Raw genomic sequence first — 25,413 nt, 5'->3', positions numbered from 1 at the left:
TAGGGTGTGTTGACACTTTTAGCTTAAAAAAATAGCGAAGTAGTAAAATCAAATCGCCGAACCCAATTTTACTATTCGCTATGCCTCGTACCATGCTGACAGATCAACACTGGCAAAAGTTGAAAGTTATTCTGCGTAATTTATCCATTCACCACAACTCAAATTTACGCAATTTTATTGAAGCTATTCTCTATAGAATTAGAACAGGCTGTCCGTGGCGAGATATTCCTTGTTGTTTTGGTCATTCAAACTCTATTTTCAAACGTTTTAATCGTTGGTCAAGCAGCGGTAAGTTACTTAGATTATTCAAATTACTAGCCTCATGCCCCGATATGGAGTGGATTTTTATTGATGGCTCTCATGTACGTGCTCATCAACATTCTGCTGGCATAGCGAATCAATCTATTTCTAAAAGTGTAGGAGGAAACTCCTCAAAAATACATTTGATTGTTGATGCACATGGCAATCCTATTGATTTCATGATTACCGATGGAACCACACATGATGTTAAAGTTGCACCTGATTTAATATCAACATTAGATTTAAAAGAGACAAAAGTGGTATGTGCAGATAAAGGCTATGATTCAGAACCACTGCGTGAACAGATCAGGAAAACAGGGACTAAAGCGAATATACCAAAGAAAACAAATAGCCAATCGAACAATGACCATATGGACTGGTATTTATATAAAATCAGGCATTTAGTTGAAAATATGTTTTGTAGATTAAAGCAATTTAGAGGAATAGCTACTCGATATGACAAGCTCAAAAGAAATTATCAAAGTTCTGTTGCTTTAGCCTGTATATTTTTATGGCTACCTTTATAGGGTTAATTATGAACAGTAAATGTCAACAGACCCTAGTTACACTTATCCAAATAGTACGACGGTGGCATTGAATACTGAAACGACATATGACTGGAATGCAGAAGAAGCCACAGTTCCTGTCAACTTGACTGTGACCAAAGTGATTCGCCTAAATGGTCAGGCCATTAGTGTGGGCGGTGGTGCTCGATATTGGGTTGATGATACTGACGGCAGCCCGAAAGGTTGGGGGGCACGTTTGGTCGCATCCTTTGTTTTCCCGAAATAATCAATTGAGTCTGTATTGATTAGAGTGACATTCAATGGATTTAAACTATATGCTTGAATTCGTTGGGTACTTTTTATTTAACGAAGTAGCAAAACCAGAAGTCATACAATATGGCTTCGACTTTTGTCTCTTAACTCGGTTGGAGGAACGCCAAACCAGCTTTTAAAGTTGCGACTGAAAATAGATAATTCTGCATAGCCCAACTGTAGAGCAATATCTGTCAAATTCACATTGCCTGCATCAAGCATACGAAGCGCTTCTTTTTTTCGGACATTTTCGAGTATATCTCGATAGGTTGTTCCTTGCATTTTTAAAGCGCGCTGAAGCTTTTTCGGATGCATTCCCATACAGAGTGCGATATTTTCAATGCTGCAGTCTCCTGTCGCCATCAGCATGCGGACTGAACTCTCTATCAGTGCGGTATTGTCTTCAGTTTTGGTGCTGCTTTGTGTTTCAAGCTGCTGTACGATTAGTTGATTAATGGCATCTTCATTAAAATTATAGGGTTTATAGCTTAAAAAGCTTGCGGGAAAATAAAGCGCATCCTCATCGGTTTCAAATTCCACTGGACAGGAAAAATGTGCTTGGAAAGTTTGAGCTCCTTTTTGTGGTGCTTTTTGCTTGAAGCAAATTTTTTCTGCATGCCACTGTGGGCCAATCAAATCTTTTAAAATATTCGCGACAAGGCAAATGGCCAGTTGTGATTTTTGTGGTACATCGGTGTTGTATTCACTTAAACGCACAAAGTTCAGCTTACAGAACAGAGCATTATGTTGCGAGACGTGAAAGACAACGCCTTCAGCATGTAAATAGACATACTTTTGCGCCACGCTTAAGGCTTCAAGTATGCTCGTTTGTCGGGACATATAGACGCCAATCAAACCGATTGTGCTAATATTTTGGAGTGCGCCGAGTTTTAAACCGAAGCAGTCATCCTGACAGGCTAAGGCCGCTTTTTCCAATAAATTTAAATAATGATCATAATGAATAAATGAATCTGGATCGCGGAGTAAAGCAGGTAAAATCCCGATCTCTTTCAAGATTCCTATAGGGTTTATGCCATAACTACGGACTAAGTCTTCAAAACCGCCGAGGCTGGCTGCACGAATATAACTTCCCATTACAACATTCCGTGTTGTCCTAAAAGATCAATTTAGTGTCCTAAAAAGTCAAGCATAATTCAAGTCATTTGTTAAAGTAGGATAAGAGATTATCTCAACCAACATAGAAAAGAAGTATTGAATCACCATTTTTAGCCGTGAAAGGAAAAGCATATGCAACTTACGGTTCAGTCTCATATCGAGCAAACAGTGATAGAACAGACATTGCACGATTGTTTTCAATTACAGCGCAAAAGCTTTCATCAGCAAGGCATTGAAACGATTGAACAACGCAAGCAACATTTACTGAATTTAAAAGCATTGATTAACAATCACCGTGAAGCAATTATTGACGCCTTGAATCGTGATTATGGAAATCGTTCACGCCATGAAACCTTATTGGCAGAAATTATTACTGTCACGGATGACATTAACGGCAGCATCAAACATTTGAAGCAATGGACGAAAGTACAAAAACGACATGTCGATCATAGCCTGTATTTTGGTGCGAAGAACCGTGTGATTCCTCAGCCACTGGGCGTGATTGGAATTATTGTGCCGTGGAATTTCCCCATCAATTTGATGTTTTCACAGTTGTCGGCCGTGTTTGCTGCGGGAAATACCGCTATGGTTAAAATGTCTGAAAATTCAAGACATTTGGCCGAATTGCTGATGGAGTTAAGCCCCAAATACTTTAAAGCGGAAAAATTACAGATTTTCGATGAGACGGGTGAAGTAGGCATCGCATTTTCAAAATTGCCGTTTGACCACCTGATGTTTACTGGCTCTGGTGCGACAGGGCGTAAAGTCATGGCTGCTGCTGCACCAAACTTGACGCCAGTGACTTTGGAGCTGGGTGGTAAATCTCCTGCGGTGATTGACCCTGAATACCCCATCGATAAAGCTGTAGAACGCATTATGTTTGTGAAACAGTTTAATGCGGGACAAATTTGTACCAATGTCGATTATTTATTTGTGCATGAGTCGAAGTTACAAGCATTTATTCAAGCCGCGGCAGCGTGGGTTCAGGAACATGTGCCTGATATTCATAGCAAAGATTATACTTCTGTGATTGATGAGCGCGCATTTCAGCGCTTAGTGCATAGCTTGGCAGATGCTGAAGCCAAAGGGGCAAGTTTGATTAATTTAAATCAGCAAGAGCCAGATGCTGCGACACGAAAATTTCCACTGACTTTGGTGTTGAACAGCAATGATGAGATGGAAATTGATACGCGTGAAACCTTTGGTCCGATCTTGATGGTCAAAACCTACCAGAAGCCTGAAGAGGTAGTGGACTATATTGTGCAGCGTGATCGTCCATTGGCCTTTTATCCATTTAGCAATAATAAAAGCTCAGTCGAATTTTATATCAGCCGAGTTATGTCGGGCGGGGTTTCGGTCAATGATGCCTTATTTCATGTCGGGCAGCATGACTTGCCATTTGGTGGGGTCGGTGCCAGCGGGATGGGGCATTATCATGGCTATGAAGGCTTTTTGACTTTTTCCAAAATGCGTCCTGTGTTTTATCAGGCGGGTTTTTCGAGCTTGAAGTTTCTCGCGCCGCCTTACGGAAAATTTGCCAATTGGCTGTTGAATTTATTGATTCGGATGAAGTCATAAGCGCTTAAATTTAAAAACCTCAACATCACTTTTCACTTCAAGATGGATATTTTGAAGTGAAGGAATTAGTGTATTTAAAAACAGAAAAATAAAACTTTTAAAGGAGTTAATAGGATGAATAATAAAGATTTTGATTTTGATCAAATCGTGATTGGCTCAGGCTTTGGTGGATCGGTCAGTGCTTTACGCCTTAGTGAAAAGGGCTATAAAGTCCTGATTTTGGAGAAAGGATTACGCCGTGAAGACAAGGATTTTCCAACTACAAATTTAGACACCAAAAACTATTTGTGGCGGCCTGAACTGGGATTCAGAGGTACGATGCAATTTACTTTCACCAGTAAAACCACCATTTTGCATGGGGTGGGCGTCGGTGGGGGCTCACAAATTTATGCCAATGTACATTTAATTCCACCTGATGCTGTTTTTGAGTCTGAGGCATGGACCAAGATTCGTAAAGACTGGAAAGAAACCTTAAAGCCGTTTTATGGTCTCGCTCAACGTATGTTGGGTACAGCGAATAATACTTATACCAATATTGCAGACGAAACGTTAAAAGAAGTTGCGAGTGAAATTGGATATGCAAATTCATTTAAAACGGTGAATACGGGGGTCTTCTTTTCGCAAGTAGCTGGTCAAGAAGGACAATTAGCGAAAGATCCGTATTTCAATGGAGAGGGGCCAGATCGTAACTCCTGTATTTATTGTGGCGCTTGTATGTTGGGCTGTCGTAATAATGCCAAAAATACCCTGATGAAAAATTACCTGTATTTTTCTGAGCGTAATGGCGTTGAAATTCGTCCAAGTTCTGAAGTGGTGAAAATTACACCACTGAATGAAGATGGTAGCGCAGGTTACGAAGTAATAGTCAAAGAAACTTTAGGAAAGAATGTTCGTCAGTATAGTTTGCGCAGTCGTGGGGTGGTGTTATCTGCGGGTGTAATGGGTACGGTACCGATGTTGTTAAAAATGCGTGATCAGCATAAAACTTTACCCAATATTTCTTCATTGCTGGGACAGGAAGTTCGGACGAACTCGGAAACCCTGACCACAGTGAACAATACTGGTAAAAAACTGGATGATGGTGTGGCTATCAGCTCCTTTATTTCAGTCGATGCAGATACCAATATCGAGGTCACACGTTTCCCTGAAGGTGCGGATGCTTCATGGATTTATATTCCATACGTGCCTATGGTGACTGGTCAGGGCTTTATGCGCTTTATGAAGTTTGTGTTCAATACACTGTTACATCCCTTAAAAACCTTTAAAGTACTGCGTTATAAGGGTAAAGCCAAAGACTCTATCATTTTATTGGTGATGCAAAAGTCTGAAGCATTCATTCATTTTGAATGGCGTAGAAAGTGGTATCGACTGTTCAAAAATAGTATCACTGCTGTGCAAAAAGAAGGGGACACGCCACTCACCGTTTCATTCCCTGCGGCTGAAGAAGCCACTAAAATGATTGCACAAAAGTTAGGTGGAGAACCTGGTTCTGCACTTACTGAAATTCTACTGGGAACGCCAACGACAGCACATATTATGAGTGGTGTCGCGATGGGCAATGACAAGTCGAATGGCGTTGTGGACTTCACTGGTCAAGTCTTTGGTTATCAAAATTTACGCGTATTAGATGGTTCGATTGTACCTGGGAATTTAGGTGTGAATCCCTCACTAACCATTACCGCACTGTCTGAATTTGCGATGAGTCAAATCCCAGTGTTCTCCGCAGAGCGGGCAGCAAAGATTCAGCGTATTGAATTTAGTCAGCCTTTGGAGGGACAGGTGTCTGACTTGAAGGGTACTGGTGATTTAGCCAGTGCATTAAGCAATGCTTAAAAAAGTGGATATGGTTTGGGCTGGTGATGGTGATGGTGTCTAATACGGCAAATTAGACAGCCCAAGCAATACAATCTTGAGATCATTATCCCTCTAACGCTGTATGACAGCGTTAGAGGGCGTTGCTGATTTTATGGGCTATAATTCAGAAATTCCTAAGCTAAGAAGAGAGCGAAAAGCTGTCTTACCTTTTTTACCGATCAATGAGTAATTGGGGGGCATTATTGAGTCTATTCATAAACCCAAAAGCCATGGTTTATTTTTTCTTGTTATAAAATATGACTAGGGTCTGTTGACATTTACTGTTCATAATTAACCCTATAAAGGTAGCCATAAAAATATACAGGCTAAAGCAACAGAACTTTGATAATTTCTTTTGAGCTTGTCATATCGAGTAGCTATTCCTCTAAATTGCTTTAATCTACAAAACATATTTTCAACTAAATGCCTGATTTTATATAAATACCAGTCCATATGGTCATTGTTAGATTGGCTATTCGTTTTCTTTGGTATATTCGCTTTAGTCCCTGTTTTCCTGATCTGTTCACGCAGTGGTTCTGAATCATAGCCTTTATCTGCGCATACCACTTTTGTCTCTTTTAAATCTAATGTTGATATTAAATCAGGTGCAACTTTAACATCATGTGTGGTCCCATCGGTAATTATGAAATCAATAGGATTGCCATGTGCATCAACAATCAAATGTATTTTTGAGGAGTTTCCTCCTACACTTTTAGAAATAGATTGATTCGCTATGCCGGCAGAATGTTGATGAGCACGTACATGAGAGCCATCAATAAAAATCCACTCCATATCGGGGCATGAGGCTAGCAATTTGAATAATCTAAGTAACTTACCGCTGCTTGACCAACGATTAAAACGTTTGAAAATAGAGTTTGAATGACCAAAACAAGAAGGAATATCTCGCCACGGACAGCCTGTTCTAATTCTATAGAGAATAGCTTCAATAAAATTGCGTAAATTTGAGTTGTGGTGAATGGATAAATTACGCAGAATAACTTTCAACTTTTGCCAGTGTTGATCTGTCAGCATGGTACGAGGCATAGCGAATAGTAAAATTGGGTTTGGCGATTTGATTTTACTACTTCGCTATTTTTTTAAGCTAAAAGTGTCAACACACCCTAATAATTAATTCATTTTCATCATAAGTGCATAAGCATCACGTTTGTTTTGACGCAATGATTCTATCTCGGACTTCGTCAGCTGTTTTACGAGAGTTGAGGATATACTTTGCTTCCCACTCTGTGAGCCTTTCGAAATCGTACCCGTAAATCGATTTCCACCATGCTTCAAGATTACCATATACATCCCTCAATTGCTGAAGAGTTTCTTTACTTAGAGCTAATTGTGATGAGTATTGTTTACCCGTCAGTGCATATGCTCCAATAACTTTATTCGTCCCAGTTGTTTCAATATGACCTTTTAATGCTGCAAAAGTACCACCTTGGGTCTGGGTATCATCAACAATAATAACACATTTATCATTGTTTATTGTCCCATCAAATGCTGGTGGGTTGGCTAATCTATGCCACCCATCACCGCCAGTTCTTGATACTTTTATAGCTTGAACGGCTTTGTTGCACAAAGATTTCATAACTATATGATTTTAAAAGTTTTGATTATTTTTTGATCCAAAATTAAATTTATTTAAATCAGATGCTTACATATTTATGCAACAAAACCCCTCACAACCATCTTTTGATAAAAATAAAATGCTTGATGAAATTGGAATCTCTGAAGAAGATTTTAATCAATTAACATTTGATGCTTTAGCTAAAGTTGAGCCCCCGAAAAAAAAACATAAGTTATATATTGTCGAGTAATACAAACCTTCCTTAAAAATAATGCGCCTTACGGCGCACTATTTATGCAAAATCCTGATTAATTTTTTTATGACTTCACGCCCAACGTAGTTTTGCATCCCATAAGTCATACTTTAACTGAAAATGTAACTTGCCCCATCATGACTTTTTTCATATAGCCTACTTGAACTGACACCATAAATCCCATGTGTTCCATAAAGCATCGTATACAATTTCAGATAAATTCTTTAGTTATGTGATCAGGCTATGTGCTCAAATTACCTATTTCCAAATAAAAGAAATTTGACACTCTTAGGTGTCGATACAAGCCAGTTTGATCTTGAGCTTAAGGATCATGTATTCCCTTCCTATCATGCTCCAATCATTCTGAACGGCTCAGATCACTTAGAGCTTGATATTGCAAAGTTTGGATTACTACCGAGCTGGGCGAAAGAATTGAAGTTCAGCAGTCATACTTATAACGCCAGAACTGAGTCTGTAGCAGATAAGCCTAGCTTTCGACATGCTTGGAAGTACAGCAAGTTCTGCCTAGTCCCAGTACAAGAATTTTATGAGCCGAAATACATCAATGGCAAGCCACACTGGTACACCATCAAGCGTAAAGATGATCAGCCTTTTACTGTTGCAGGGATCTATGATGATGCAGTGATTAATGGCAATAAGGTACGTTCCTTTTCAATGTTGACCATCAATTCGGACCATCACCCTTTTATGAAACAATTCCATGCACCGAAGGATGAGAAGCGATCCATCATCGTTATTCCAGAACAGTACAGAAAAGACTGGCTAACAGCCGATCATGAACATGCGCATGAATATTTCTTTCAAATGCCCGATGAATTCGTCACATTTCCACGCGATGAGCAGAAACAAAACGTCTTATTCTGACGCATCCTTGTTTATCCACAACTTTTTAAATTTGAATTTTAAACGCTGTTAGTAATATCCTATTTAAACAAATTCTACTTCCAAACACGCCTCGTAGCGTAGGAGTATCTCATGTCTAAGAAGTTGCCTATTTACTTCTCTGACGACGCATGGTCATCTTTACAAGAGCTCATGGGTCCAGAGGGTAAACCAAGTCCTACCATCAACACCGTGCTTGAACAAATCGCTGTTCAAAATGAGCTTGTTGAAAAATTAGGGCTTACTGCTGTCCTACCCAAATCCAAAGTATCTATTCCCGTCTCTTTAGAGCGTATTCCTGCAGGTCCGGCCTTCAGCACCAAGGATGAGCAAGACAAAGCACTCGATCTGAATGAGTTCCTGATTCACAACCCTATTTCTACTTTTATTGCCTATGTAGACAGTGAATCCATGCTCGATGCTGGCCTAGAGATTAATGATCCAATCATTATTGATCGCAGTATTGAAGCCAAGCATTACGATATCGTGGTTGCCCTGATTGATGACAATGCCTCGACCATTAAGCGGCTGATGATCACCAATAAGATGTCCAAGTCTGAAATCAAAGAAATATTTGGAGATGAAGATTATCCGCTTCCAGAACTTTGGTTGAAGGCTGAAAATTCGAATTACAATCACATCATTCCTGATGATAGTCAGACCATATCAATCTGGGGTGTGGTGACTTTTAATTTAAAGCGTATTTATCACCGCTCATAAAAAGAAGAATAACCATGCAAAGTGAAAATGAAATATTCGCGTTAGTCGACGTGAATAATTGCTACGTCTCGTGTGAGCGTGTGTTTAATCCTGCCTTGAATGATCGCCCAACCATTGTGCTCAGCAACAATGACGGCTGTGCCGTGGCCAGAAGCCAGGAAGCGAAAGACTTAGGCATCAAGATGGGTGTTCCTGTATTCCAAATTAAAGAGCTGATCAAACAACATAACATTCAGGTGCTATCCAGTAATTTCTCCTTATATGGCGAAATGTCCAAGCGCTTTATGGAGCTGCTTGGGGACTATGTTGCACCAGGAGATCAAGAGGTCTATTCCATTGATGAATGCTTTCTGAAGCTCACAGCTTACGAGCATCTATTTGACCTGACTGTATATGCTCAAGACATGAGGGCTAAGGCTTGGCGTTGGTTAGGCCTACCCTGCTGTATTGGAATTGGTCGCTCTAAAACCGAAGCCAAGATTGCCAATCATCTCGCCAAGAAAAACAAGTTCTTCAATGGGGTCTGTAATCTGGCCCATATGGACCCATGCTCTACAGAAACGCTACTCGCGCAGGTTGATGTGTCTGAGGTTTGGGGCGTAGGCAGACAGAACTGTAAGAAGCTCAATACTATGGGTGTTCAATCTGTGCTGGATCTGATCAATGCCAATCCTAAAGAAATCAAAAAGCAGTTTAGTATCGTGATGGAAAAGACGGTGCTTGAGCTACAGGGCCTTTCTTGTATTGACCTTAGTGATGATACTGTAGCGAAGAAGCAAATCATCAGCAGCCGTTCATATGGCAACCCAGTGTATGAAATGGATGACATTAAAGCTTCGGTTCGGCTTTATGTGGCCAGAGCCGTGAAACGAATGCGGGAAGATGGCTCAATCTGCAAGATGATCGGCGTGTATATCCAAACCAGTCGCTTTGATAAGACAGAGCGCTACTCGCCTTACATCGTCGTTCAAATGCATGAGCATACGGATGATCTACTGCTCATCACCAAGGCCGCGATGAAAGGCATCGATCAGATATTTAAGAAAGGCTTTAAGTATAAAAAGGCGGGAATCGTGCTGCTCGAAATTACAGATCAATCCAAGTTTGTGCCCGATCTATTCACGGACTATTCACATAAGCAAGAGCGAGAAAGGCTTTCAGATGCCATCGAAGCAATCAGTGAACGGTTTGGGAAGAATCTCGTCACGCTAGGCATTGCCAACAATAAAGAAGCCACATGGCACATGAATCAAAACCTTAGATCACCTTCGTATTTAACCAAATGGTCTGACTTACCAAGAGTAGGATAAAAACATGCACTTATTTAAATTAACTGACGAACAACTCGCACAAATTCTTATCCCGAAACGATTTGTACCACCTACTCCACCTGAACATGAAGGCAAGAATATGGTCTATGTATTTGATAGTGAGGATAAGTTTGAACTGACTTATGATGAGCTGGTGGAAATCATTAGCAAAGCTAGAATGGCTGGTCCGAAGTTGATACCTGTCTTAGGCACCGTGAATTAAATTGTGCAGTGTTCGCACGCCACTTGAAACATAACTTGATTGGAAATGAATTTGGGCTGAGAAAAATTCAGTTCAAATTTAACCTGACGGGCACACTAAAAAATGGGTAATTGTCAGATCGAGTTTGGACTACAACACTTTAGCTCATCGATTTACCAAAGTGCTAATCTTTACACTATTGTCTAAAATCCAGTGACCAAATTGTGATGCTAAAGCTTTTAAATTCCCTTTATTATGAATCAAAGTTAGTATGATGCTTTTCATAAAGACAGTTTACTTATAACCAGAGAGATTTTTAAACAATTCCCCCTTTTCAGTTTGCTTAGGCTATTTCAACCAGAGTTCATCTTCTAGCATGATTTTTAACATTAAATTAAATATAACCAGCGGAGTAACATTTTTTTTGTTAGAGCCGACAACTCTTTGAAAACTAAATTTAACGGTTCGCTCAGGAGCATCCAAATTAACTGGGTAGTTTTGTTTTTCTAAATACAGATGATCTCCTAACATTGGCTCTATACCAGTAATAAAATTAACAATTTGTTGCTCATCACCTTTCATTCGGCATTGAAAATGTAGAAAATTCTTACGCAGTTTTCCAAATAATAATAATATTTTAAGCGCCTTAACCATGTTCTTTTCTTTCAGTGCATCTTGCTGCCTATCATCTTTATAATGAAAATCAAGGAGAGGAATTATTTCATCTTGACGAGTCAGTTTTTTAGCCTTTTCGTAAAGTTCATCAAACCAACTCTCTTCTAAATTCTTACTATAAACATAATTCGTTTTTAAATTAAATTTTTGGCGATCCATCCATTTAGTGCTCATCCATTGACATCGTTGCATCCATTCTTGAGCTTGGGTATCTTCGCTTAAACGACCTTCTCTAAAACTTATCAAACGTTGAAAAGGTGTCAGAGTACTCTTCTCTATACTAAACTTCTTTTCTTGTCGGCCAGCCATCGTAACTGGCTGTGTTTGCTGATAAGAATTAAACCATTTCTGCTGCTGAGTATAACGATTTAGGTTTATGTAGTCTGTACTTGACTTCACTGGACTAAAACACTGTTCTAATACTTTTTTTGAAATGATACACGGCGAATTATAAATTCGATCGACTGCTAATAAATCCAAAACATGAAGGTAATTTGAAGCCGTTTGCTCAATACTGCTATGCCCCATCCAAGAGGCGAGCACCTGCCATTTATGTTGAATAATCTCTTCTTGAGCACGTGCTTTCATACCAAACAATAAATCCCTCATCTTTTTTGCTTTTACCCAAGGACAATCTGTGTAGGTCTTGATCATTTCTTTTGAACCGAGCAAAGTTATTGCTAGATAGTTAGCAGCACTGTGGCGTAATGTATGAAAACTAAAGCCATGATGCATACCTAATATTTGACTAAACAAATCTACTGTAATTTTGCTGATACATTGATCAGTTAATACACGATGATTCACACTAAAAAGTTGATCATCCTGCTGATTAACCAAATATTGCTCATAACGATGTTGTATGTAACGTTGTACTACTAAAAACTCATGTTCTGACAATGCAATTTTCAATGGTATTTGACGATTCGCACTTCGCGTTTTCAGACGGCGATATGAATTGTCTTGGATATGAAGCGTGATATTATTAAAAACTGTATTTTCTTTTTCTTTATAAAGTAGCTCTGGGCAAATAATATCTTGTATTTTAAGACAACGAACTTCATTTAATCGAAGTCCAGTTCTATAACTTAGTAAATACATCAGCTTTAAACAACTCAGATGATCGACCCACTCTGATGCCGTTGGCTCTTGACTTAAATTTTCTAGTTTTTCCAATAATTTGCCAAATAGCAAAGGACTCACTAGCCGTGCATTGCAAATTTGTAAATGCTTAAAACTTGAATTCTGTAACACCAATACCCCTGGAGCATCATAATTCTCTATACAGAATTGATGAAAATCTTTTAGGCGACCAAAACGGTATTCTGCGCTTTGGTGCATCTTACGAGAGGTTTTTCCTTTCACCGAATCTCGTTGAACTGCTTTTTCATCACGTTCACTGCTGTATTTCAATAGCTGCCGATATAAATCCTCATAGTCATCTATGGATTGTTGCTTTAAATCTAATTTATTGAGCCAAATCTCAAATATAAATTCTTTGCCAAACGATCCTAAGTAGCTTTCAATAGTTGATAATTGAAGCCCTCGTTTTTTTAAATGCATTAACCAGTGAATTAAGCGTAGTTGAGCATCAATTAAAGACTTTTCCTCCGTATTAGCATCAACTATCTTCTCCTCTAACACCCTTCTAGTTTCTTGCCAAAAACGTAGCGTGCGTTCTTCTTTATTCCTCTTTTTATCTAAACGCTCAACTTTTTGACCTTTACGTTTCTTTTGACCAAACAACATCAACTCATACGGAATCGTTTGTAATTTGCTTTGAACAGTCGGAACTTCAGGAAGTAACTGCTCTTGTTCAAAATGAATAGGGCGATTATCTGGTTCTGTGACTTGATTGTAATCATTATTCCACAGCAATCTAAATTCGGATGGCCTTAAAGCAACAGTATTAATCTCTTGCTGAAGCACATTACTCAAAAATATATCTATGCTGAGGTTTGGATTAAATTCGAGTACCATTTGCACATCATTAAATGCACGAAATCCACGGCGTTTAATTTGATATTGCAGATCCCCAAGACTTTTTTTCCTGCCTATCTTACTCAAGCTTTCTAAAATACAATCTTCAACTGAATGTTGCAGACAAAATTCTTTCTGAGTAGCTTTCAACTTTTTTAAATATTGCAAAATGAACTGCGCATATGGGTTAAAAAAAACATGTTTCCATTGGTACAACTTTCCCTGTTCTACATCGTTGCCATATTGAGAGTTTTCAACACGATAATGTAGTAACAATGGATTAGTGATTTTTTTGTAGTCCGAATGGTATAACCGAAAACAATTCAGATCTGTACCAAGCTCAATGGCCTCCTGCAATTGCTTCTGAATAGCAATCAAATGCTGTTCATCTGCACAGCCTGAAATATATATAAAACTTAAGCATAAATTTCCCCATAAGTACTTTGGTTCATTCCAATATTCAAATGAATCTTGCCAATACTGCCTTAATTCCTTAAGTACATGGATATGTAGATGCCCCTGTTCTAACCGTGACTCTGTACTCTCAATTTTTCTAGGCAGTACGATCCGTTTAGTATGTGGATTTAGCTTAATTCTGTATGATTTTTTATCTACATTCTGGTTGAATTGCTTCCTTCTTTTATTAAATTCATCTTCAGTAAATTGCATCAGTTTTGATTGTTCGTCTCGGCTCAACTTTTGACTCAAACAATCAACACTATCTTTAATGTCATGCCATTTTTCAGCGATCTGCTGATCAAGTTTTTGCTGCATTTCTTTCGTCAATACTTCAGGTGGAGAAGGCTGTCTATCTAGCGACTTTTTCACCATTTTATGAATATCAACAAATAGATCATCTAGTTGTGGTTTTATTAGTTCTTTGATTTTTTGCATACAACTATTTTCGCTCTAAGTGTTTAATCGATAAAGATTTGACATTATCTTGCAATTGCTGGCGGGCTTGCTGTACATAGACATTCGGGATAAGTGAAGAATGCGGATGAAAAGCCTCTCGGTCACGTTGGTCATGACCATACAGGGCCTGAATTAAGTGAAAAGCTAATGCTGGTTTACCCTCTTGCTGCTCATGCATCAAAAAATTCATATCAAAATGGCGTAACCAATTTGAATACATATTTCTGGGAAAAATCTCTCGCATATAGGCATTTACCCAGCTCCTTGATAACGGGATTAACTTAATTTTTTTACTCTGCCACTCTTTGACAGTCATCGGAAGGCTCTCGTTACTAACTAGGACCATTCCAAAAAGATCATTTATAGTAATTTTCTTCTTTACAAAGACTTGTCTAAAAAATAAACCGTATGCTTCAATAATTTGTTCTAAAAAAGTAGTGTAATTTTGCAATGCTTTGATGAAAAAATCAGATAATGGGATAAAGCGACCATCCTTTCTTGCCTTACTATTTTTCTTATCATTCACATATAAAAGCTTGAGTTCAAAACAGTAATCATCCAATTGACCCAACAGACTTTCTTTAGGTCGATTTGTTAAACACAACAAACTAACATGCCACATCCAGCAGGCATATGCATTCAGTTGATTAATGATATGTTTATGTTTTTGAATATTCTCTTCACAGTGCTTATGTAAGTAATTAAATTGCTCTTGTACGAAATTTGGTGCAAGTGCAAGTTGGCTCCCTATCCGACCTATAGATAAAGCAGATCTAATTTTAAATTTTTGTTGCAATATATTAAGTTCTGCTGTGTCTTCATCAAATTGAGCAGAATGCGGTGTAAGCACTGTTTCTAAATAGCAAAGATATGTAGTATCCAGTTGAGCCTTTGGAAGCCCGCCATAAAAAATACCGGGCATATGATGCTGACTATCCCGGCCCGCGATCACATGTGCAAGATATTCATTAAATGTTTCATAACATATATGAAAATATAATTGTGCTTGAAGTTTTTCAACGGTGATCGAACCTACAAACTGATTATCAAGCCATTTCTTAAGCTTGGTATTAATATAAGCTGAAGATATAGATGGATTATCTCCTTGCTCGATGTAGTCAAACCATGCCGCAGGTAGATGTAGTTGATGCGACATCTCTTCATTCCATCGCACATGATTTAAGCTCTTAATCTTCTGCTCTGTAATTTTAAGATTTAATTTGAGTAAATATTCGCGACGTCTACTTGAACCATTCTGGATCAAAATTCCATCTTGAATAAGCTCGTTAAAATTCATCAGTGCAACGGGTGATAATCCTGTCAACAGTGATAATAAACATGCAGCAGCTATTGCAGCATCTTTCCAGTTTCCAAATAATTCGGCTCTTAGTACATATACAACTTGCTTCAGTACGTCCGGCGCTAAATAATGAGGATTTGTAATAAATGGAGCATGCCGGCGTTGGCGATGACGCGTGTAATGCGCAACATAATCACTAATTATATGATTAAATTGTTTAGTCTTTTCATCTTCTGAATATAACTCTACTTCAGCGTCTGCAAGCTCAATTTCACCATCTTCATCTTTGTGAAGAGAGGCATCATGAAAACTGATTTTTGCGTTATATCCGACATCTTCTTGCTTACCTGATTTTATTTCACGAAATATTCTGACTTCGTTTTTAGTTGGCCATTGTAAAGCTTTCCGTTCTTTTGACTTACGTTGACGATGAACAACACTACGATCATCTAGTCGTATAAATATGATCAATAGTGCCGATAAATATTCAATTACTTTTATTTCTTGAAAATCATTAATATTAAAAAGTTGATTACGATCCTCGTTTTTCAAGCTACGTTCGTACATGACATAACGATTTAATAGCTTACTGCATTCTTCAAATAATTCAGCATTACTAGAATGCAGCACATATCGTGATACATAACGCAAGAGATCACAGACCTGTTTTTTCTTATTCTCACCTTTAGGAATTTTTGAAAAATCTTGGTAATGTCGATAAGTTAAAAAACTTGCTTGCAGAATCAGATAACGTTGAGACGTTAAATTTTGCGTATTACTAGTATCAGGAGATGCAAAATAACTTAAACAAGCTAGCAAATAATAATTACCAATTTGCCTCGTACTAGATATATAGCCGTATATCTGTTGCGCCTTCTCATATAGCGCATGAACTTTTTCATACAAATCATCTGATAGATCGAGAAATTGTGTATTCACAACTTCATCACGTAGCAGACAATAATCTTGTTGAAATTCTTCTGCTAACTCTAAAAATCGCTTTTCTCGTTCAGTCATTTGCATATTCATTTTCAATTAAATTTTTATCGAGTTGTATGTGTAAAATTCATTTAAATCCGCACAATTTGGTATGAGTTGATCTTTTATTGAATTTTTTGTCAGCTTAAAAAATCGAGCAAAAAATTTTGCATCTAACTCTTTTTGGGCTTTTCTCTCAAAGCATGAATGTTGCTGTGATTTTTCGATAAAATAATCCAGATTTTGTATCAACTGTATGATTGCAACATAATTAGAATGCACACGTAATCCTCGCTCCGTTTGCATCAATAGCAAAATTTTTTGCCAAATTTTGACGTAGATTACTTTGAACTTTGCTTGTACTACGACTTTCTGACTCTGTTTAATCTTTTTGATTTTCAATAATTCTGAATTGATTTTCACCATCTCAATCTGAATATCTGGCCGATCAAAGCAAAAGGGCATGATAAATTGCCCCATAAATATCTCTATATTTTTTACTAAATAGTCAAATTTTAACATTTTTATCGATATAAAAAATGAGCATATCTTTGTATATTAAAATTCATTTAATTTATCAACTAAATTTTCTCAAAATTACAATTATCAACAAATACATATGGTTTACTTATCATGGGTGGTCTAAATTTTAAAAATTCTTCCACTTTTTTTTAGTTTTCTGTTATTACATGAAACAATACCGTTGTATTACATTTTGAAATGCTGTGTATGCAGCATTGATCAAAAAGATTCTCTGCTATACTTACTTCACGTGTAGCATCAATGGAGTTTCGAAATGCTCAGAACCACTGAACAGAAAAAAAAATATATTCAAGCGACACGTGCGCAAAACTATCAAGCCAGCCTAAAGCTTGAAGGCATTACAACGACAGCTCAAACAACTCAACAAAGTAAAGCTGAAATCTTGCAAAAATATAAGAAGTATTCGCAACCCGAAACTTAGTCAGGTGCATGTATGGATAAATATGGGGAAATGGGTGACAGCCTGTATTGTTACCCTGGCACAAATATCCTAAAGAACAAACTCAATATTCATGATGAACAAATTTTAGAACAAGCTGAACTAGAACTGTCTGGATTGGCAAGTAACTTAATTGAATATGCTGAACCACCTTACGACTTACAATACTTAAAATCAATTCATGCGCAGCTCTTTGGCGACTTATACGACTGGGCAGGAAAGTTAAGACAAATCGATATTTCCAAAGGTGACACCCGTTTTTGTAATTTTTCCCGTATTGAAATTGAAACCAATAAACTACTCAAAACGCTTCAAGAAAAAAAATACTTTCAAGGCTTAGCACCACAACAACTGATTCCTCAACTTGCCGACTTGTATTGTGAGCTTAATGTCATACACCCATTCCGTGAAGGTAATGGACGTACACAACGGATTTTCTTTGAGCATCTGATTGCTCATTGTGGTTATGGTATTGATTGGTCTCGCATTGACTCTCAACAACAATGGATTCAAGCCAATATTGAAGGTTTTTATGGTAATTTAAATCCATTAATTAAGATTTTTGAAATATGCTTTATTCAAAATACCTAAAATTTAAGTAGTCGAAGCCCACAATCCTTAATGAGCCATCATCTTTGCTTCAATCCACTGATTAATTTCCCAAATAAACCAACAATCACGATTCTTAGAAATCTTAATACTCTTCGGGTAATTTAGGATCGTAATATTCAGATTACTTATCCAGAATTGAATAGATCGTTAACTTAGATAGACTTTTAAGCAATGTAACTTGCCGCATGTTTATCAACATATGTCTCAAAAAAGTCTGCCCATACATAGATTTATGGCGTTTAGTGCTTAAATTTCAGATTAATCTTCGTCTGATGACCTGAATGGATGTTACAGATTACATGCAGGTGAATTACTCTGTGGCTGTATCATGGCTTTTGTGCAATCCAATCCATTTGATCCGAATGTTCTCTTTTGCAATAAAGCAGCCTCTTCTGCTTTTCCTGAACCAACGAACTATGTCATTGATTTGATTCAACCGACAACAGTGATGCTGAATCAAATCTCCAAAGAAGGGATTAAATGCAAGAAATGTGGTAAGAAAAAGATAGGGGATGGAAGTTATTATCCGTCTAATTGGAACCAGCCCATGAGTCGAGATCAGTTGAGTAAGAATCATTTTAAATGAATAAGAGAAGGATGGCTTACCTCACTTCTCCGAATAACAATGCTATGCTTTTCAACCAAGGTTATAAATTGGCAACTACATTTCATTCTTCTTCATGCTGGTCCTATAGCCTGTAGACAATTACTACATCATTTGCATTCAATGCTCAATACAGCCTGTCAGCAGAACCGCAGCGATACTTTTTTTCGTGCATACATGTAGTGTTTAAATCCATTCATTTTTCAATGATCCTCTGCCGTTTATCACATTTATGGTCGATCTTTAACCTTGTGAAAAATGCACATACCGATCCCTTCAAACTGTCAAATTTATGTATGCATGACATTTAAAGAAAATTATCTGATCAATTTTTTTAGGTAAAATTCATCAAGAAAAAAGTTATTATTATTCATAACATCACCAATAACCACATAAAAACAATAATTTAATAAATTATTCTTCCAATTTTTTTATATTTAGTGTTATTACCTCTAAATCCATGTTTACCACCTTCTATTACATAAGTAATTTAGAAGTATCCACGATATAAATTGCTTGCCCTCACACCTCTCCCCTCTCACGCCCAAAAAATTTATACTGAAAGGCAGATTAAGCCCGTTCGAGTTACATATAGCCGCATGCTATATTGAAAGCATTAAGAAAATATCCTCAATATTTATAGGATTTTTAAAGTATGAACTAATTTTCGAAGAACCCTTTCTAAGTAATGTGACCTATTAGGAAAAATGAAAATACTGAAATCTCCGTATCAACAATCAGTCAAAGTACATCCTGATGATTTTCTGTAACCGATACCCAAGGACTATACCTACCCTTCTGATGTGCTGTGCAACAAAGCCCTCCTTAGCCACACTATAGCTATAGATTAATTCCATTATTTTGTGATTTAATTAAATTATTCATTCTTAAGACCCAATTTAATGGATTTATATTTCACTAAACCAGAAGAAGTTGTGACTCTTTTAGGTGAGCGTTTACGTAAGCAACGACTCTTTCTGGAGATGTCTCAAGCTGAGGTAGCAGCACGCGCTGGTGTCGGCGTGAATACAGTTTCGAATCTTGAAGCGGGACGAAATGTATCTGTTGAAAATTTAGTCCGTATTGCAATGGTCTTGGGTCGATTAAACGAACTTCAGGAACTATTTAAACCTCAGCTTAACAGTGTGAATGACATTCTTCGCTATGAGAGTCAAAGTAAGCGCCACCGTATTAAGAGGAAGGGATAATGCTCAATAGACTTAATGTTTATTACAACGGTTGGGGCGAATCATGGTTATGGGGAACGCTGATTAGTTCAACAGCCACGACAGGTAGACCCACCATTGCTTTTGAATATAGTCCAGAAGCAATACAGCAAGGTGTTGAGCTCTCTTCTTACTTGCTGCCTTTAAAAGGTCTACCATTCAGACAAGGTTTTCCTACTCATCAAATGGGACTCCCAGGTCCAGTCTATGACGCTTTACCAGATGGTTGGGGCATGATGTTGATGGATCGATATTTCAAAAAAATTGGCTTAAATTCAGCACGAATTGGACCTTTGGAGCGTCTGACCTATATTAGTAGTCACGCAATGGGTGCCCTCTCCTTTGAACCTTGTGTTGCTGACATGCAAACCTCAGAAAATATCCCTTTACAACAACTAGCCCAGGAAGTTCAAGAAGTACTCAAAGGTGAAGGTGGTGAATTTCTACAGCATTTATTGGTCATGGGTGGCTCCCCTCAAGGTGCCAGACCAAAAGCGTTGGTTTACCGAGATCCTGTCAATTTAGAGTTTTCGACTCAAGATTCTGATCAACATGAAGCCTGGCTGATTAAGTTTCCTGCTCAGCAAGAGCATCCTGAAGTCTGCGCCATTGAAGCCGTCTATGCAGAATGTTTGCGACTTTGTGCAATTGAGACTCCAGATACCCATTTCTTTAATTTGCCCAATGGTTTAACGGCTTTTGCTTCTAAACGATTCGATCGTCAAAATGGTATGCGGATTCCAATGCAGAGTTTGGCTGCATATACAGGAGCAGACTATAAAGTTCCAGGTAGCCTAGACTATCGCAATTTTCTCCGGGCAACCTTGATGTGTACGCAAGATGTACGAGAAAGATTGCATGCTTTTAAACGTGCTGTGTTTAATGTGCTTTTCAATAATCGGGATGACCATACTAAGAACTTTTCATTTCTCATGGAGAAAAATGGTCAATGGAAATTGGCTCCAGCCTATGATGTGACCTTCTGCGAGGGTCCAGGTGGTTATCATCAAATGGACATTATGGGAGAAGCGCTCAATATTTCCCGAAATGACATACATAAACTCGGTACTTCAGAAGCTAATCTGACTACTCTAGAAGTCGATGAGATCATCTTGACCATGCGTGAAATTGCACTTCAATTTAGTCAAATTGCGCAGCGCCTGTATCCCCATCAAATTCGAGAATCTACCCTACAGATGATTCAATCACGGATTCAACAGAATATTGATTTTTTAACTGAAACCTAAGCGTAAATATAAACTAAGCGCCAACCATCAACTGCAAATAGACTTTGATATAGTTAGTCGCTACATAATCTGTAGAACCTGTGAATTAGCTCTCTTTATAATCACGAATATTAGATGGATCACCGCCAAGATATATTCTGCAAACGTGAAATCACTACATCCAGATCGAAAATCACTAAGAAAAAACTGTCACCAAAAAAAGGTCTGCACTATGGATAGATGCAGACCAAACTCTGGATAACTACCAGCACGAGAAATATGTCGCAATTTTGCATAGACATGAATTTGATAAAATCAGCCCAGAAAGCCAGAAATTCATAAAAACTATTTCATCAATCCCCTATAACTTAATCACGTTCATGGTCGATCTTAAATCTTGTGAAAAGTACTCATGCTGACCTAGCCAAACTGTAAAACTCATGTATTCATAGCCTTTAAATGAATCTTTCAATCGGTATATTTAAGGTAAAAACTAGTAATCAGAAGTTATTATCACCCCCATATAAAACAAGGATCAACTTAAAAACAATAACTTAGTAAATTATTCTTCCATTTTTTTTATATTTAGTGTTATCTCATTCACTTGGCTCTGAAAGTTTCTCGCACTGAGTTTATATGCGGACCAATTCGTTGTACGGTAGATTTTAGTTGCTGGCTTCTTCATTCGGAAATTATATTGCTGAATCAGACCTTACAAACAGCTTTGTGCAACAAAGCCGTCTTTAAGTACTTTTTTTAAAGGAAAAATCATCGACTTAAATCTATATTTCCAACAGTGCCACTTTTATCGCTTTAGCACCTCAACTTATTTAAGTGGCGTAACTTACATAACTTATGCATCCCATTTAAGTGACCTCAGTTATAGTATTCCATGTCAGGAATTTGTCCACTTATTCCAATGATGATGAGAACTGCAGCATTGACTTAGATCGCCAGTGCTCAGTACTGACCATCATGTAGCTTTTATCGCTTTAGCGCCTTAACTTATTTAAGTGGCGTAACTTGCATAACTTATGCATCCTATTTAAGTGATGTAAGTTATAGTATTCCGTGTCAGGAATCTGTCTACTTATCAGCGTCCGCGGAACTGCAGGATTTCTGGCTTTGTTGTTCGCAACGAGGGCTAACTCTGGAGTTCCGTATAAGGCATAATCAATAACGACATCTCGGCTGATAATCAGCGCAGTAACTTTAGCCAATCTCGCTGCAATTTCCATGTCAGGAATTTGTCCACTTATTCCAATGATGATGAGAACTGCAGCATTGACTTAGATCGCCAGTGCTCAGTACTGACCATCATGTAGCTTTTATCGCTTTAGCGCCTTAACTTATTTAAGTGGCGTAACTTACATAATTTATGCATCCTATTTAGGTGACCTCAGTTATAGTATTCCGTGTCAGGAATCTGTCTACTTATCAGCGTCCGCGGAACTGCAGGATTTCTGCTTTGTTGTTCGCAACGAGGGCTAACTCTGGAGTTCCGTATAAGGCATAATCAATAACGACATCTCGGCTGATAATCAGCGCAGTAACTTTAGCCAATCTCGCTGCAATTTCCATGTCAGGAATTTGTCCACTTATTCCAATGATGATGAGAACTGCAGCATTGACTTAGATCGCCAGTGCTCAGTACTGGCCATCATGTAGCTTTTATCGCTTTAGCGCCTTAACTTATTTAAGTGGCGTAACTTGCATAACTTATGCATCCTATTTAAGTGATGTAAGTTATAGTATTCCGTGTCAGGAATCTGTCTACTTATCAGCGTCCGCGGAACTGCAGGATTTCTGCTTTGTTGTTCGCAACGAGGGCTAATTCTGGAGTTCCGTATAAGGCATAATCAATAACGACATCTCGACTGATAATCAGTGCAGTAACTTTAGCCAATCTCGCTGCAATTTCCATGTCAGGAATTTGTCCACTTATTCCAATGATGATGAGAACTGCAGCATTGACTTAGATCGCCAGTGCTCAGTACTGGCCATCATGTAGCTTTTATCGCTTTAGCGCCTTAACTTATTTAAGTGGCGTAACTTGCATAACTTATGCATCCTATTTAAGTGATGTAAGTTATAGTATTCCGTGTCAGGAATCTGTCTACTTATCAGCGTCCGCGGAACTGCAGGATTTCTGGCTTTGTTGTTCGCAACGAGGGCTAACTCTGGAGTTCCGTATAAGGCATAATCAATAACGACATCTCGGCTGATAATCAGCGCAGTAACTTTAGCCAATCTCGCTGCAATTTCCATGTCAGGAATTTGTCCACTTATTCCAATGATGATGAGAACTGCAGCATTGACTTAGATCGCCAGTGCTCAGTACTGACCATCATGTAGCTTTTATCGCTTTAGCGCCTTAACTTATTTAAGTGGCGTAACTTACAAAACTTATGCATCCTATTTAAGTGATGTAAGTTATAGTATTCCGTGTCAGGAATCTGTCTACTTATCAGCGTCCGCGGAACTGCAGGATTTCTGCTTTGTTGTTCGCAACGAGGGCTAATTCTGGAGTTCCGTATAAGGCATAATCAATAACGACATCTCGACTGATAATCAGTGCAGTAACTTTAGCCAATCTCGCTGCAATTTCCATGTCAGGAATTTGTCCACTTATTCCAATGATGATGAGAACTGCAGCATTGACTTAGATCGCCAGTGCTCAGTACTGGCCATCATGTAGCTTTTATCGCTTTAGCGCCTTAACTTATTTAAGTGGCGTAACTTGCATAACTTATGCATCCTATTTAAGTGATGTAAGTTATAGTATTCCGTGTCAGGAATCTGTCTACTTATCAGCGTCCGCGGAACTGCAGGATTTCTGGCTTTGTTGTTCGCAACGAGGGCTAACTCTGGAGTTCCGTATAAGGCATAATCAATAACGACATCTCGGCTGATAATCAGCGCAGTAACTTTAGCCAATCTCGCTGCAATTTCCATGTCAGGAATTTGTCCACTTATTCCAATGATGATGAGAACTGCAGCATTGACTTAGATCGCCAGTGCTCAGTACTGGCCATCATGTAGCTTTTATCGCTTTAGCGCCTTAACTTATTTAAGTGGCGTAACTTACACAACTTATGCATCCTATTTAAGTGATGTAAGTTATAGTATTCCGTGTCAGGAATCTGTCTACTTATCAGCGTCCGCGGAACTGCAGGATTTCTGCTTTGTTGTTCGCAACGAGGGCTAATTCTGGAGTTCCGTATAAGGCATAATCAATAACGACATCTCGACTGATAATCAGTGCAGTAACTTTAGCCAATCTCGCTGCAATTTCCATGTCAGGAATTTGTCCACTTATTCCAATGATGATGAGAACTGCAGCATTGACTTAGATCGCCAGTGCTCAGTACTGGCCATCATGTAGCTTTTATCGCTTTAGCGCCTTAACTTATTTAAGTGGCGTAACTTGCATAACTTATGCATCCTATTTAAGTGATGTAAGTTATAGTATTCCGTGTCAGGAATCTGTCTACTTATCAGCGTCCGCGGAACTGCAGGATTTCTGGCTTTGTTGTTCGCAACGAGGGCTAACTCTGGAGTTCCGTATAAGGCATAATCAATAACGACATCTCGGCTGATAATCAGCGCAGTAACTTTAGCCAATCTCGCTGCAATTTCCATGTCAGGAATTTGTCCACTTATTCCAATGATGATGAGAACTGCAGCATTGACTTAGATCGCCAGTGCTCAGTACTGACCATCATGTAGCTTTTATCGCTTTAGCGCCTTAACTTATTTAAGTGGCGTAACTTGCATAACTTATGCATCCTATTTAAGTGATGTAAGTTATAGTATTCCGTGTCAGGAATCTGTCTACTTATCAGCGTCCGCGGAACTGCAGGATTTCTGGCTTTGTTGTTCGCAACGAGGGCTAACTCTGGAGTTCCGTATAAGGCATAATCAATAACGACATCTCGGCTGATAATCAGCGCAGTAACTTTAGCCAATCTCGCTGCAATTTCCATGTCAGGAATTTGTCCACTTATTCCAATGATGATGAGAACTGCAGCATTGACTTAGATCGCCAGTGCTCAGTACTGACCATCATGTAGCTTTTATCGCTTTAGCGCCTTAACTTATTTAAGTGGCGTAACTTACATAATTTATGCATCCTATTTAGGTGACCTCAGTTATAGTATTCCGTGTCAGGAATCTGTCCACTTATTCCAATGATGATGAGAACTGCAGCAATAAATTATAAAGGCAGGATAGGTGGTTACTTAACCAGCATAAGTTATGTAACTTATGCTAATTCATATTAAAATCA

Annotated in this window: 23 protein-coding genes and 1 pseudogene; 14 read left to right on the top strand and 10 right to left on the bottom strand. The window is 38.3% G+C overall.

Features of this window, described 5'->3' with window-relative positions; all coding sequences use genetic code 11:
- The first annotated feature begins 80 nt into the window (after nucleotides 1-80).
- On the top strand, nucleotides 81-827 hold the full coding sequence (locus ABLB98_RS15400; protein ID WP_004645384.1) for an IS5-like element ISAba31 family transposase: 747 nt from the start codon (nucleotides 81-83) through the stop codon (nucleotides 825-827).
- Nucleotides 828-846: 19 nt separating this feature from the next.
- Entirely contained in the window at nucleotides 847-1,092 is a 246-nt protein-coding gene (locus tag ABLB98_RS15395; RefSeq protein ID WP_052690212.1) for a hypothetical protein, read from the top strand.
- 101 nt (nucleotides 1,093-1,193) lie between these two features.
- On the opposite strand, the gene ABLB98_RS15390 is transcribed toward ABLB98_RS15395, so the two are convergent.
- Nucleotides 1,194-2,213: an AraC family transcriptional regulator gene (locus tag ABLB98_RS15390; RefSeq protein WP_045796736.1), complete on the bottom strand. Its 1,020-nt coding sequence runs from the start codon at nucleotides 2,211-2,213 to the stop codon at nucleotides 1,194-1,196.
- Between the two features lie 153 nt (nucleotides 2,214-2,366).
- Here ABLB98_RS15390 and ABLB98_RS15385 point away from each other — a divergent pair, with 153 nt between their 5' ends.
- Nucleotides 2,367-3,812, top strand: coding sequence for a coniferyl aldehyde dehydrogenase (locus ABLB98_RS15385; RefSeq protein ID WP_061403633.1), 1,446 nt, complete (start codon nucleotides 2,367-2,369; stop codon nucleotides 3,810-3,812).
- 114 nt (nucleotides 3,813-3,926) lie between these two features.
- Nucleotides 3,927-5,645 carry a GMC oxidoreductase gene (locus ABLB98_RS15380; protein ID WP_061403634.1) on the top strand — a complete coding sequence of 573 codons (1,719 nt, stop codon included), beginning with the start codon at nucleotides 3,927-3,929 and terminating at the stop codon, nucleotides 5,643-5,645.
- A gap of 318 nt (nucleotides 5,646-5,963) precedes the next feature.
- Here ABLB98_RS15380 and ABLB98_RS15375 read toward each other — a convergent pair whose 3' ends face one another.
- Both ABLB98_RS15375 and ABLB98_RS15370 read right to left on the bottom strand, forming a co-directional pair.
- Complete coding sequence (locus ABLB98_RS15375; protein ID WP_087662167.1) at nucleotides 5,964-6,710, bottom strand: IS5-like element ISAba31 family transposase; 747 nt, start codon at nucleotides 6,708-6,710, stop codon at nucleotides 5,964-5,966.
- 115 nt (nucleotides 6,711-6,825) lie between these two features.
- Nucleotides 6,826-7,236: pseudogene (locus tag ABLB98_RS15370) on the bottom strand (phosphoribosyltransferase); the annotation flags it as partial.
- A 100-nt stretch (nucleotides 7,237-7,336) separates the two neighbouring features.
- On the opposite strand from ABLB98_RS15370, the gene ABLB98_RS15365 reads away from it, so the two are divergent.
- From ABLB98_RS15365 to ABLB98_RS15345, 5 genes are all read left to right on the top strand, one after another.
- Nucleotides 7,337-7,489 carry a hypothetical protein gene (locus ABLB98_RS15365; RefSeq protein ID WP_162620818.1) on the top strand — a complete coding sequence of 51 codons (153 nt, stop codon included), beginning with the start codon at nucleotides 7,337-7,339 and terminating at the stop codon, nucleotides 7,487-7,489.
- Nucleotides 7,490-7,735: 246 nt separating this feature from the next.
- Complete coding sequence (locus ABLB98_RS15360) at nucleotides 7,736-8,377, top strand: SOS response-associated peptidase (protein ID WP_002046584.1); 642 nt, start codon at nucleotides 7,736-7,738, stop codon at nucleotides 8,375-8,377.
- A gap of 111 nt (nucleotides 8,378-8,488) precedes the next feature.
- A complete protein-coding gene (locus ABLB98_RS15355; RefSeq protein WP_000038641.1) occupies nucleotides 8,489-9,115 on the top strand; it encodes a LexA family transcriptional regulator in 627 nt (208 codons plus the stop codon).
- 14 nt (nucleotides 9,116-9,129) lie between these two features.
- Nucleotides 9,130-10,425: a Y-family DNA polymerase gene (locus tag ABLB98_RS15350; protein WP_001190352.1), complete on the top strand. Its 1,296-nt coding sequence runs from the start codon at nucleotides 9,130-9,132 to the stop codon at nucleotides 10,423-10,425.
- 4 nt (nucleotides 10,426-10,429) lie between these two features.
- Nucleotides 10,430-10,648, top strand: a complete 219-nt coding sequence (locus tag ABLB98_RS15345) for a hypothetical protein (RefSeq protein WP_000550047.1) — start codon at nucleotides 10,430-10,432, stop codon at nucleotides 10,646-10,648.
- Nucleotides 10,649-10,975: 327 nt separating this feature from the next.
- Here the strand turns inward: ABLB98_RS15345 and ABLB98_RS15340 are convergent, their stop codons facing one another.
- Genes ABLB98_RS15340 through ABLB98_RS15330 form a run of 3 tightly spaced genes read right to left on the bottom strand, consistent with a single transcriptional unit; the run spans nucleotide 10,976 to nucleotide 16,997 of the window.
- Nucleotides 10,976-14,176, bottom strand: a complete 3,201-nt coding sequence (locus ABLB98_RS15340; protein WP_111313892.1) for a site-specific integrase — start codon at nucleotides 14,174-14,176, stop codon at nucleotides 10,976-10,978.
- 4 nt (nucleotides 14,177-14,180) lie between these two features.
- Entirely contained in the window at nucleotides 14,181-16,520 is a 2,340-nt protein-coding gene (locus tag ABLB98_RS15335) for a hypothetical protein (protein ID WP_074163990.1), read from the bottom strand.
- Nucleotides 16,521-16,532: 12 nt separating this feature from the next.
- The gene (locus ABLB98_RS15330; protein ID WP_032073110.1) at nucleotides 16,533-16,997 is read right to left on the bottom strand and encodes a hypothetical protein; all 465 of its coding nucleotides are present in this window, start codon (nucleotides 16,995-16,997) and stop codon (nucleotides 16,533-16,535) included.
- Between the two features lie 274 nt (nucleotides 16,998-17,271).
- Between ABLB98_RS15330 and ABLB98_RS15325 the strand changes: the two genes are divergently transcribed.
- The 5 genes from ABLB98_RS15325 (at nucleotide 17,272) to ABLB98_RS15305 (ending at nucleotide 21,146) form a co-directional block, all read left to right on the top strand.
- Nucleotides 17,272-17,439, top strand: a complete 168-nt coding sequence (locus ABLB98_RS15325; protein WP_002125865.1) for a YhfG family protein — start codon at nucleotides 17,272-17,274, stop codon at nucleotides 17,437-17,439.
- 12 nt (nucleotides 17,440-17,451) lie between these two features.
- Complete coding sequence (locus ABLB98_RS15320; RefSeq protein ID WP_004826955.1) at nucleotides 17,452-18,048, top strand: putative adenosine monophosphate-protein transferase Fic; 597 nt, start codon at nucleotides 17,452-17,454, stop codon at nucleotides 18,046-18,048.
- 349 nt (nucleotides 18,049-18,397) lie between these two features.
- Nucleotides 18,398-18,655 carry a hypothetical protein gene (locus ABLB98_RS15315; RefSeq protein WP_004726728.1) on the top strand — a complete coding sequence of 86 codons (258 nt, stop codon included), beginning with the start codon at nucleotides 18,398-18,400 and terminating at the stop codon, nucleotides 18,653-18,655.
- Between the two features lie 920 nt (nucleotides 18,656-19,575).
- Nucleotides 19,576-19,881, top strand: coding sequence for a helix-turn-helix domain-containing protein (locus tag ABLB98_RS15310; protein ID WP_000366814.1), 306 nt, complete (start codon nucleotides 19,576-19,578; stop codon nucleotides 19,879-19,881).
- Nucleotides 19,881-21,146: a type II toxin-antitoxin system HipA family toxin gene (locus tag ABLB98_RS15305; protein ID WP_000934717.1), complete on the top strand. Its 1,266-nt coding sequence runs from the start codon at nucleotides 19,881-19,883 to the stop codon at nucleotides 21,144-21,146. Before ABLB98_RS15310 ends, ABLB98_RS15305 begins: the two co-directional genes overlap by 1 nt.
- A gap of 1,416 nt (nucleotides 21,147-22,562) precedes the next feature.
- Here the strand turns inward: ABLB98_RS15305 and ABLB98_RS15300 are convergent.
- From ABLB98_RS15300 to ABLB98_RS15285, 4 genes are all read right to left on the bottom strand, one after another.
- Nucleotides 22,563-22,706, bottom strand: a complete 144-nt coding sequence (locus ABLB98_RS15300; RefSeq protein ID WP_153565456.1) for a hypothetical protein — start codon at nucleotides 22,704-22,706, stop codon at nucleotides 22,563-22,565.
- A 199-nt stretch (nucleotides 22,707-22,905) separates the two neighbouring features.
- Nucleotides 22,906-23,049 (bottom strand): hypothetical protein, encoded by a 144-nt coding sequence (locus tag ABLB98_RS15295; RefSeq protein ID WP_153565456.1) that lies wholly within the window; start codon nucleotides 23,047-23,049, stop codon nucleotides 22,906-22,908.
- A 543-nt stretch (nucleotides 23,050-23,592) separates the two neighbouring features.
- On the bottom strand, nucleotides 23,593-23,736 hold the full coding sequence (locus ABLB98_RS15290; protein WP_153565456.1) for a hypothetical protein: 144 nt from the start codon (nucleotides 23,734-23,736) through the stop codon (nucleotides 23,593-23,595).
- A 543-nt stretch (nucleotides 23,737-24,279) separates the two neighbouring features.
- On the bottom strand, nucleotides 24,280-24,423 hold the full coding sequence (locus ABLB98_RS15285; RefSeq protein ID WP_153565456.1) for a hypothetical protein: 144 nt from the start codon (nucleotides 24,421-24,423) through the stop codon (nucleotides 24,280-24,282).
- Between the last annotated feature and the right edge of the window lie 990 nt (nucleotides 24,424-25,413).

Source organism: Acinetobacter yuyunsongii, assembly GCF_041021915.1.
Lineage (GTDB): Bacteria > Pseudomonadota > Gammaproteobacteria > Pseudomonadales > Moraxellaceae > Acinetobacter.
Note: the sequence above shows the minus strand (reverse complement) of the source record. Positions and strands in the feature narration are given on the sequence as shown.

What these genes read in the sequence shown, in the direction of transcription:
- ABLB98_RS15400 (WP_004645384.1), top strand. Translation starts at nt 81, where the DNA reads ATGCCTCGTACCATGCTGACAGATCAACACTGGCAAAAGTTGAAAGTT.
- ABLB98_RS15395 (WP_052690212.1), top strand. Translation starts at nt 847, where the DNA reads ATGTCAACAGACCCTAGTTACACTTATCCAAATAGTACGACGGTGGCA.
- ABLB98_RS15390 (WP_045796736.1), bottom strand. Translation starts at nt 2,213, where the DNA reads ATGGGAAGTTATATTCGTGCAGCCAGCCTCGGCGGTTTTGAAGACTTA.
- ABLB98_RS15385 (WP_061403633.1), top strand. Translation starts at nt 2,367, where the DNA reads ATGCAACTTACGGTTCAGTCTCATATCGAGCAAACAGTGATAGAACAG.
- ABLB98_RS15380 (WP_061403634.1), top strand. Translation starts at nt 3,927, where the DNA reads ATGAATAATAAAGATTTTGATTTTGATCAAATCGTGATTGGCTCAGGC.
- ABLB98_RS15375 (WP_087662167.1), bottom strand. Translation starts at nt 6,710, where the DNA reads ATGCCTCGTACCATGCTGACAGATCAACACTGGCAAAAGTTGAAAGTT.
- ABLB98_RS15365 (WP_162620818.1), top strand. Translation starts at nt 7,337, where the DNA reads ATGCAACAAAACCCCTCACAACCATCTTTTGATAAAAATAAAATGCTT.
- ABLB98_RS15360 (WP_002046584.1), top strand. Translation starts at nt 7,736, where the DNA reads ATGTGCTCAAATTACCTATTTCCAAATAAAAGAAATTTGACACTCTTA.
- ABLB98_RS15355 (WP_000038641.1), top strand. Translation starts at nt 8,489, where the DNA reads ATGTCTAAGAAGTTGCCTATTTACTTCTCTGACGACGCATGGTCATCT.
- ABLB98_RS15350 (WP_001190352.1), top strand. Translation starts at nt 9,130, where the DNA reads ATGCAAAGTGAAAATGAAATATTCGCGTTAGTCGACGTGAATAATTGC.
- ABLB98_RS15345 (WP_000550047.1), top strand. Translation starts at nt 10,430, where the DNA reads ATGCACTTATTTAAATTAACTGACGAACAACTCGCACAAATTCTTATC.
- ABLB98_RS15340 (WP_111313892.1), bottom strand. Translation starts at nt 14,176, where the DNA reads ATGCAAAAAATCAAAGAACTAATAAAACCACAACTAGATGATCTATTT.
- ABLB98_RS15335 (WP_074163990.1), bottom strand. Translation starts at nt 16,520, where the DNA reads ATGCAAATGACTGAACGAGAAAAGCGATTTTTAGAGTTAGCAGAAGAA.
- ABLB98_RS15330 (WP_032073110.1), bottom strand. Translation starts at nt 16,997, where the DNA reads ATGTTAAAATTTGACTATTTAGTAAAAAATATAGAGATATTTATGGGG.
- ABLB98_RS15325 (WP_002125865.1), top strand. Translation starts at nt 17,272, where the DNA reads ATGCTCAGAACCACTGAACAGAAAAAAAAATATATTCAAGCGACACGT.
- ABLB98_RS15320 (WP_004826955.1), top strand. Translation starts at nt 17,452, where the DNA reads ATGGATAAATATGGGGAAATGGGTGACAGCCTGTATTGTTACCCTGGC.
- ABLB98_RS15315 (WP_004726728.1), top strand. Translation starts at nt 18,398, where the DNA reads ATGGCTTTTGTGCAATCCAATCCATTTGATCCGAATGTTCTCTTTTGC.
- ABLB98_RS15310 (WP_000366814.1), top strand. Translation starts at nt 19,576, where the DNA reads ATGGATTTATATTTCACTAAACCAGAAGAAGTTGTGACTCTTTTAGGT.
- ABLB98_RS15305 (WP_000934717.1), top strand. Translation starts at nt 19,881, where the DNA reads ATGCTCAATAGACTTAATGTTTATTACAACGGTTGGGGCGAATCATGG.
- ABLB98_RS15300 (WP_153565456.1), bottom strand. Translation starts at nt 22,706, where the DNA reads ATGGAAATTGCAGCGAGATTGGCTAAAGTTACTGCGCTGATTATCAGC.
- ABLB98_RS15295 (WP_153565456.1), bottom strand. Translation starts at nt 23,049, where the DNA reads ATGGAAATTGCAGCGAGATTGGCTAAAGTTACTGCACTGATTATCAGT.
- ABLB98_RS15290 (WP_153565456.1), bottom strand. Translation starts at nt 23,736, where the DNA reads ATGGAAATTGCAGCGAGATTGGCTAAAGTTACTGCACTGATTATCAGT.
- ABLB98_RS15285 (WP_153565456.1), bottom strand. Translation starts at nt 24,423, where the DNA reads ATGGAAATTGCAGCGAGATTGGCTAAAGTTACTGCACTGATTATCAGT.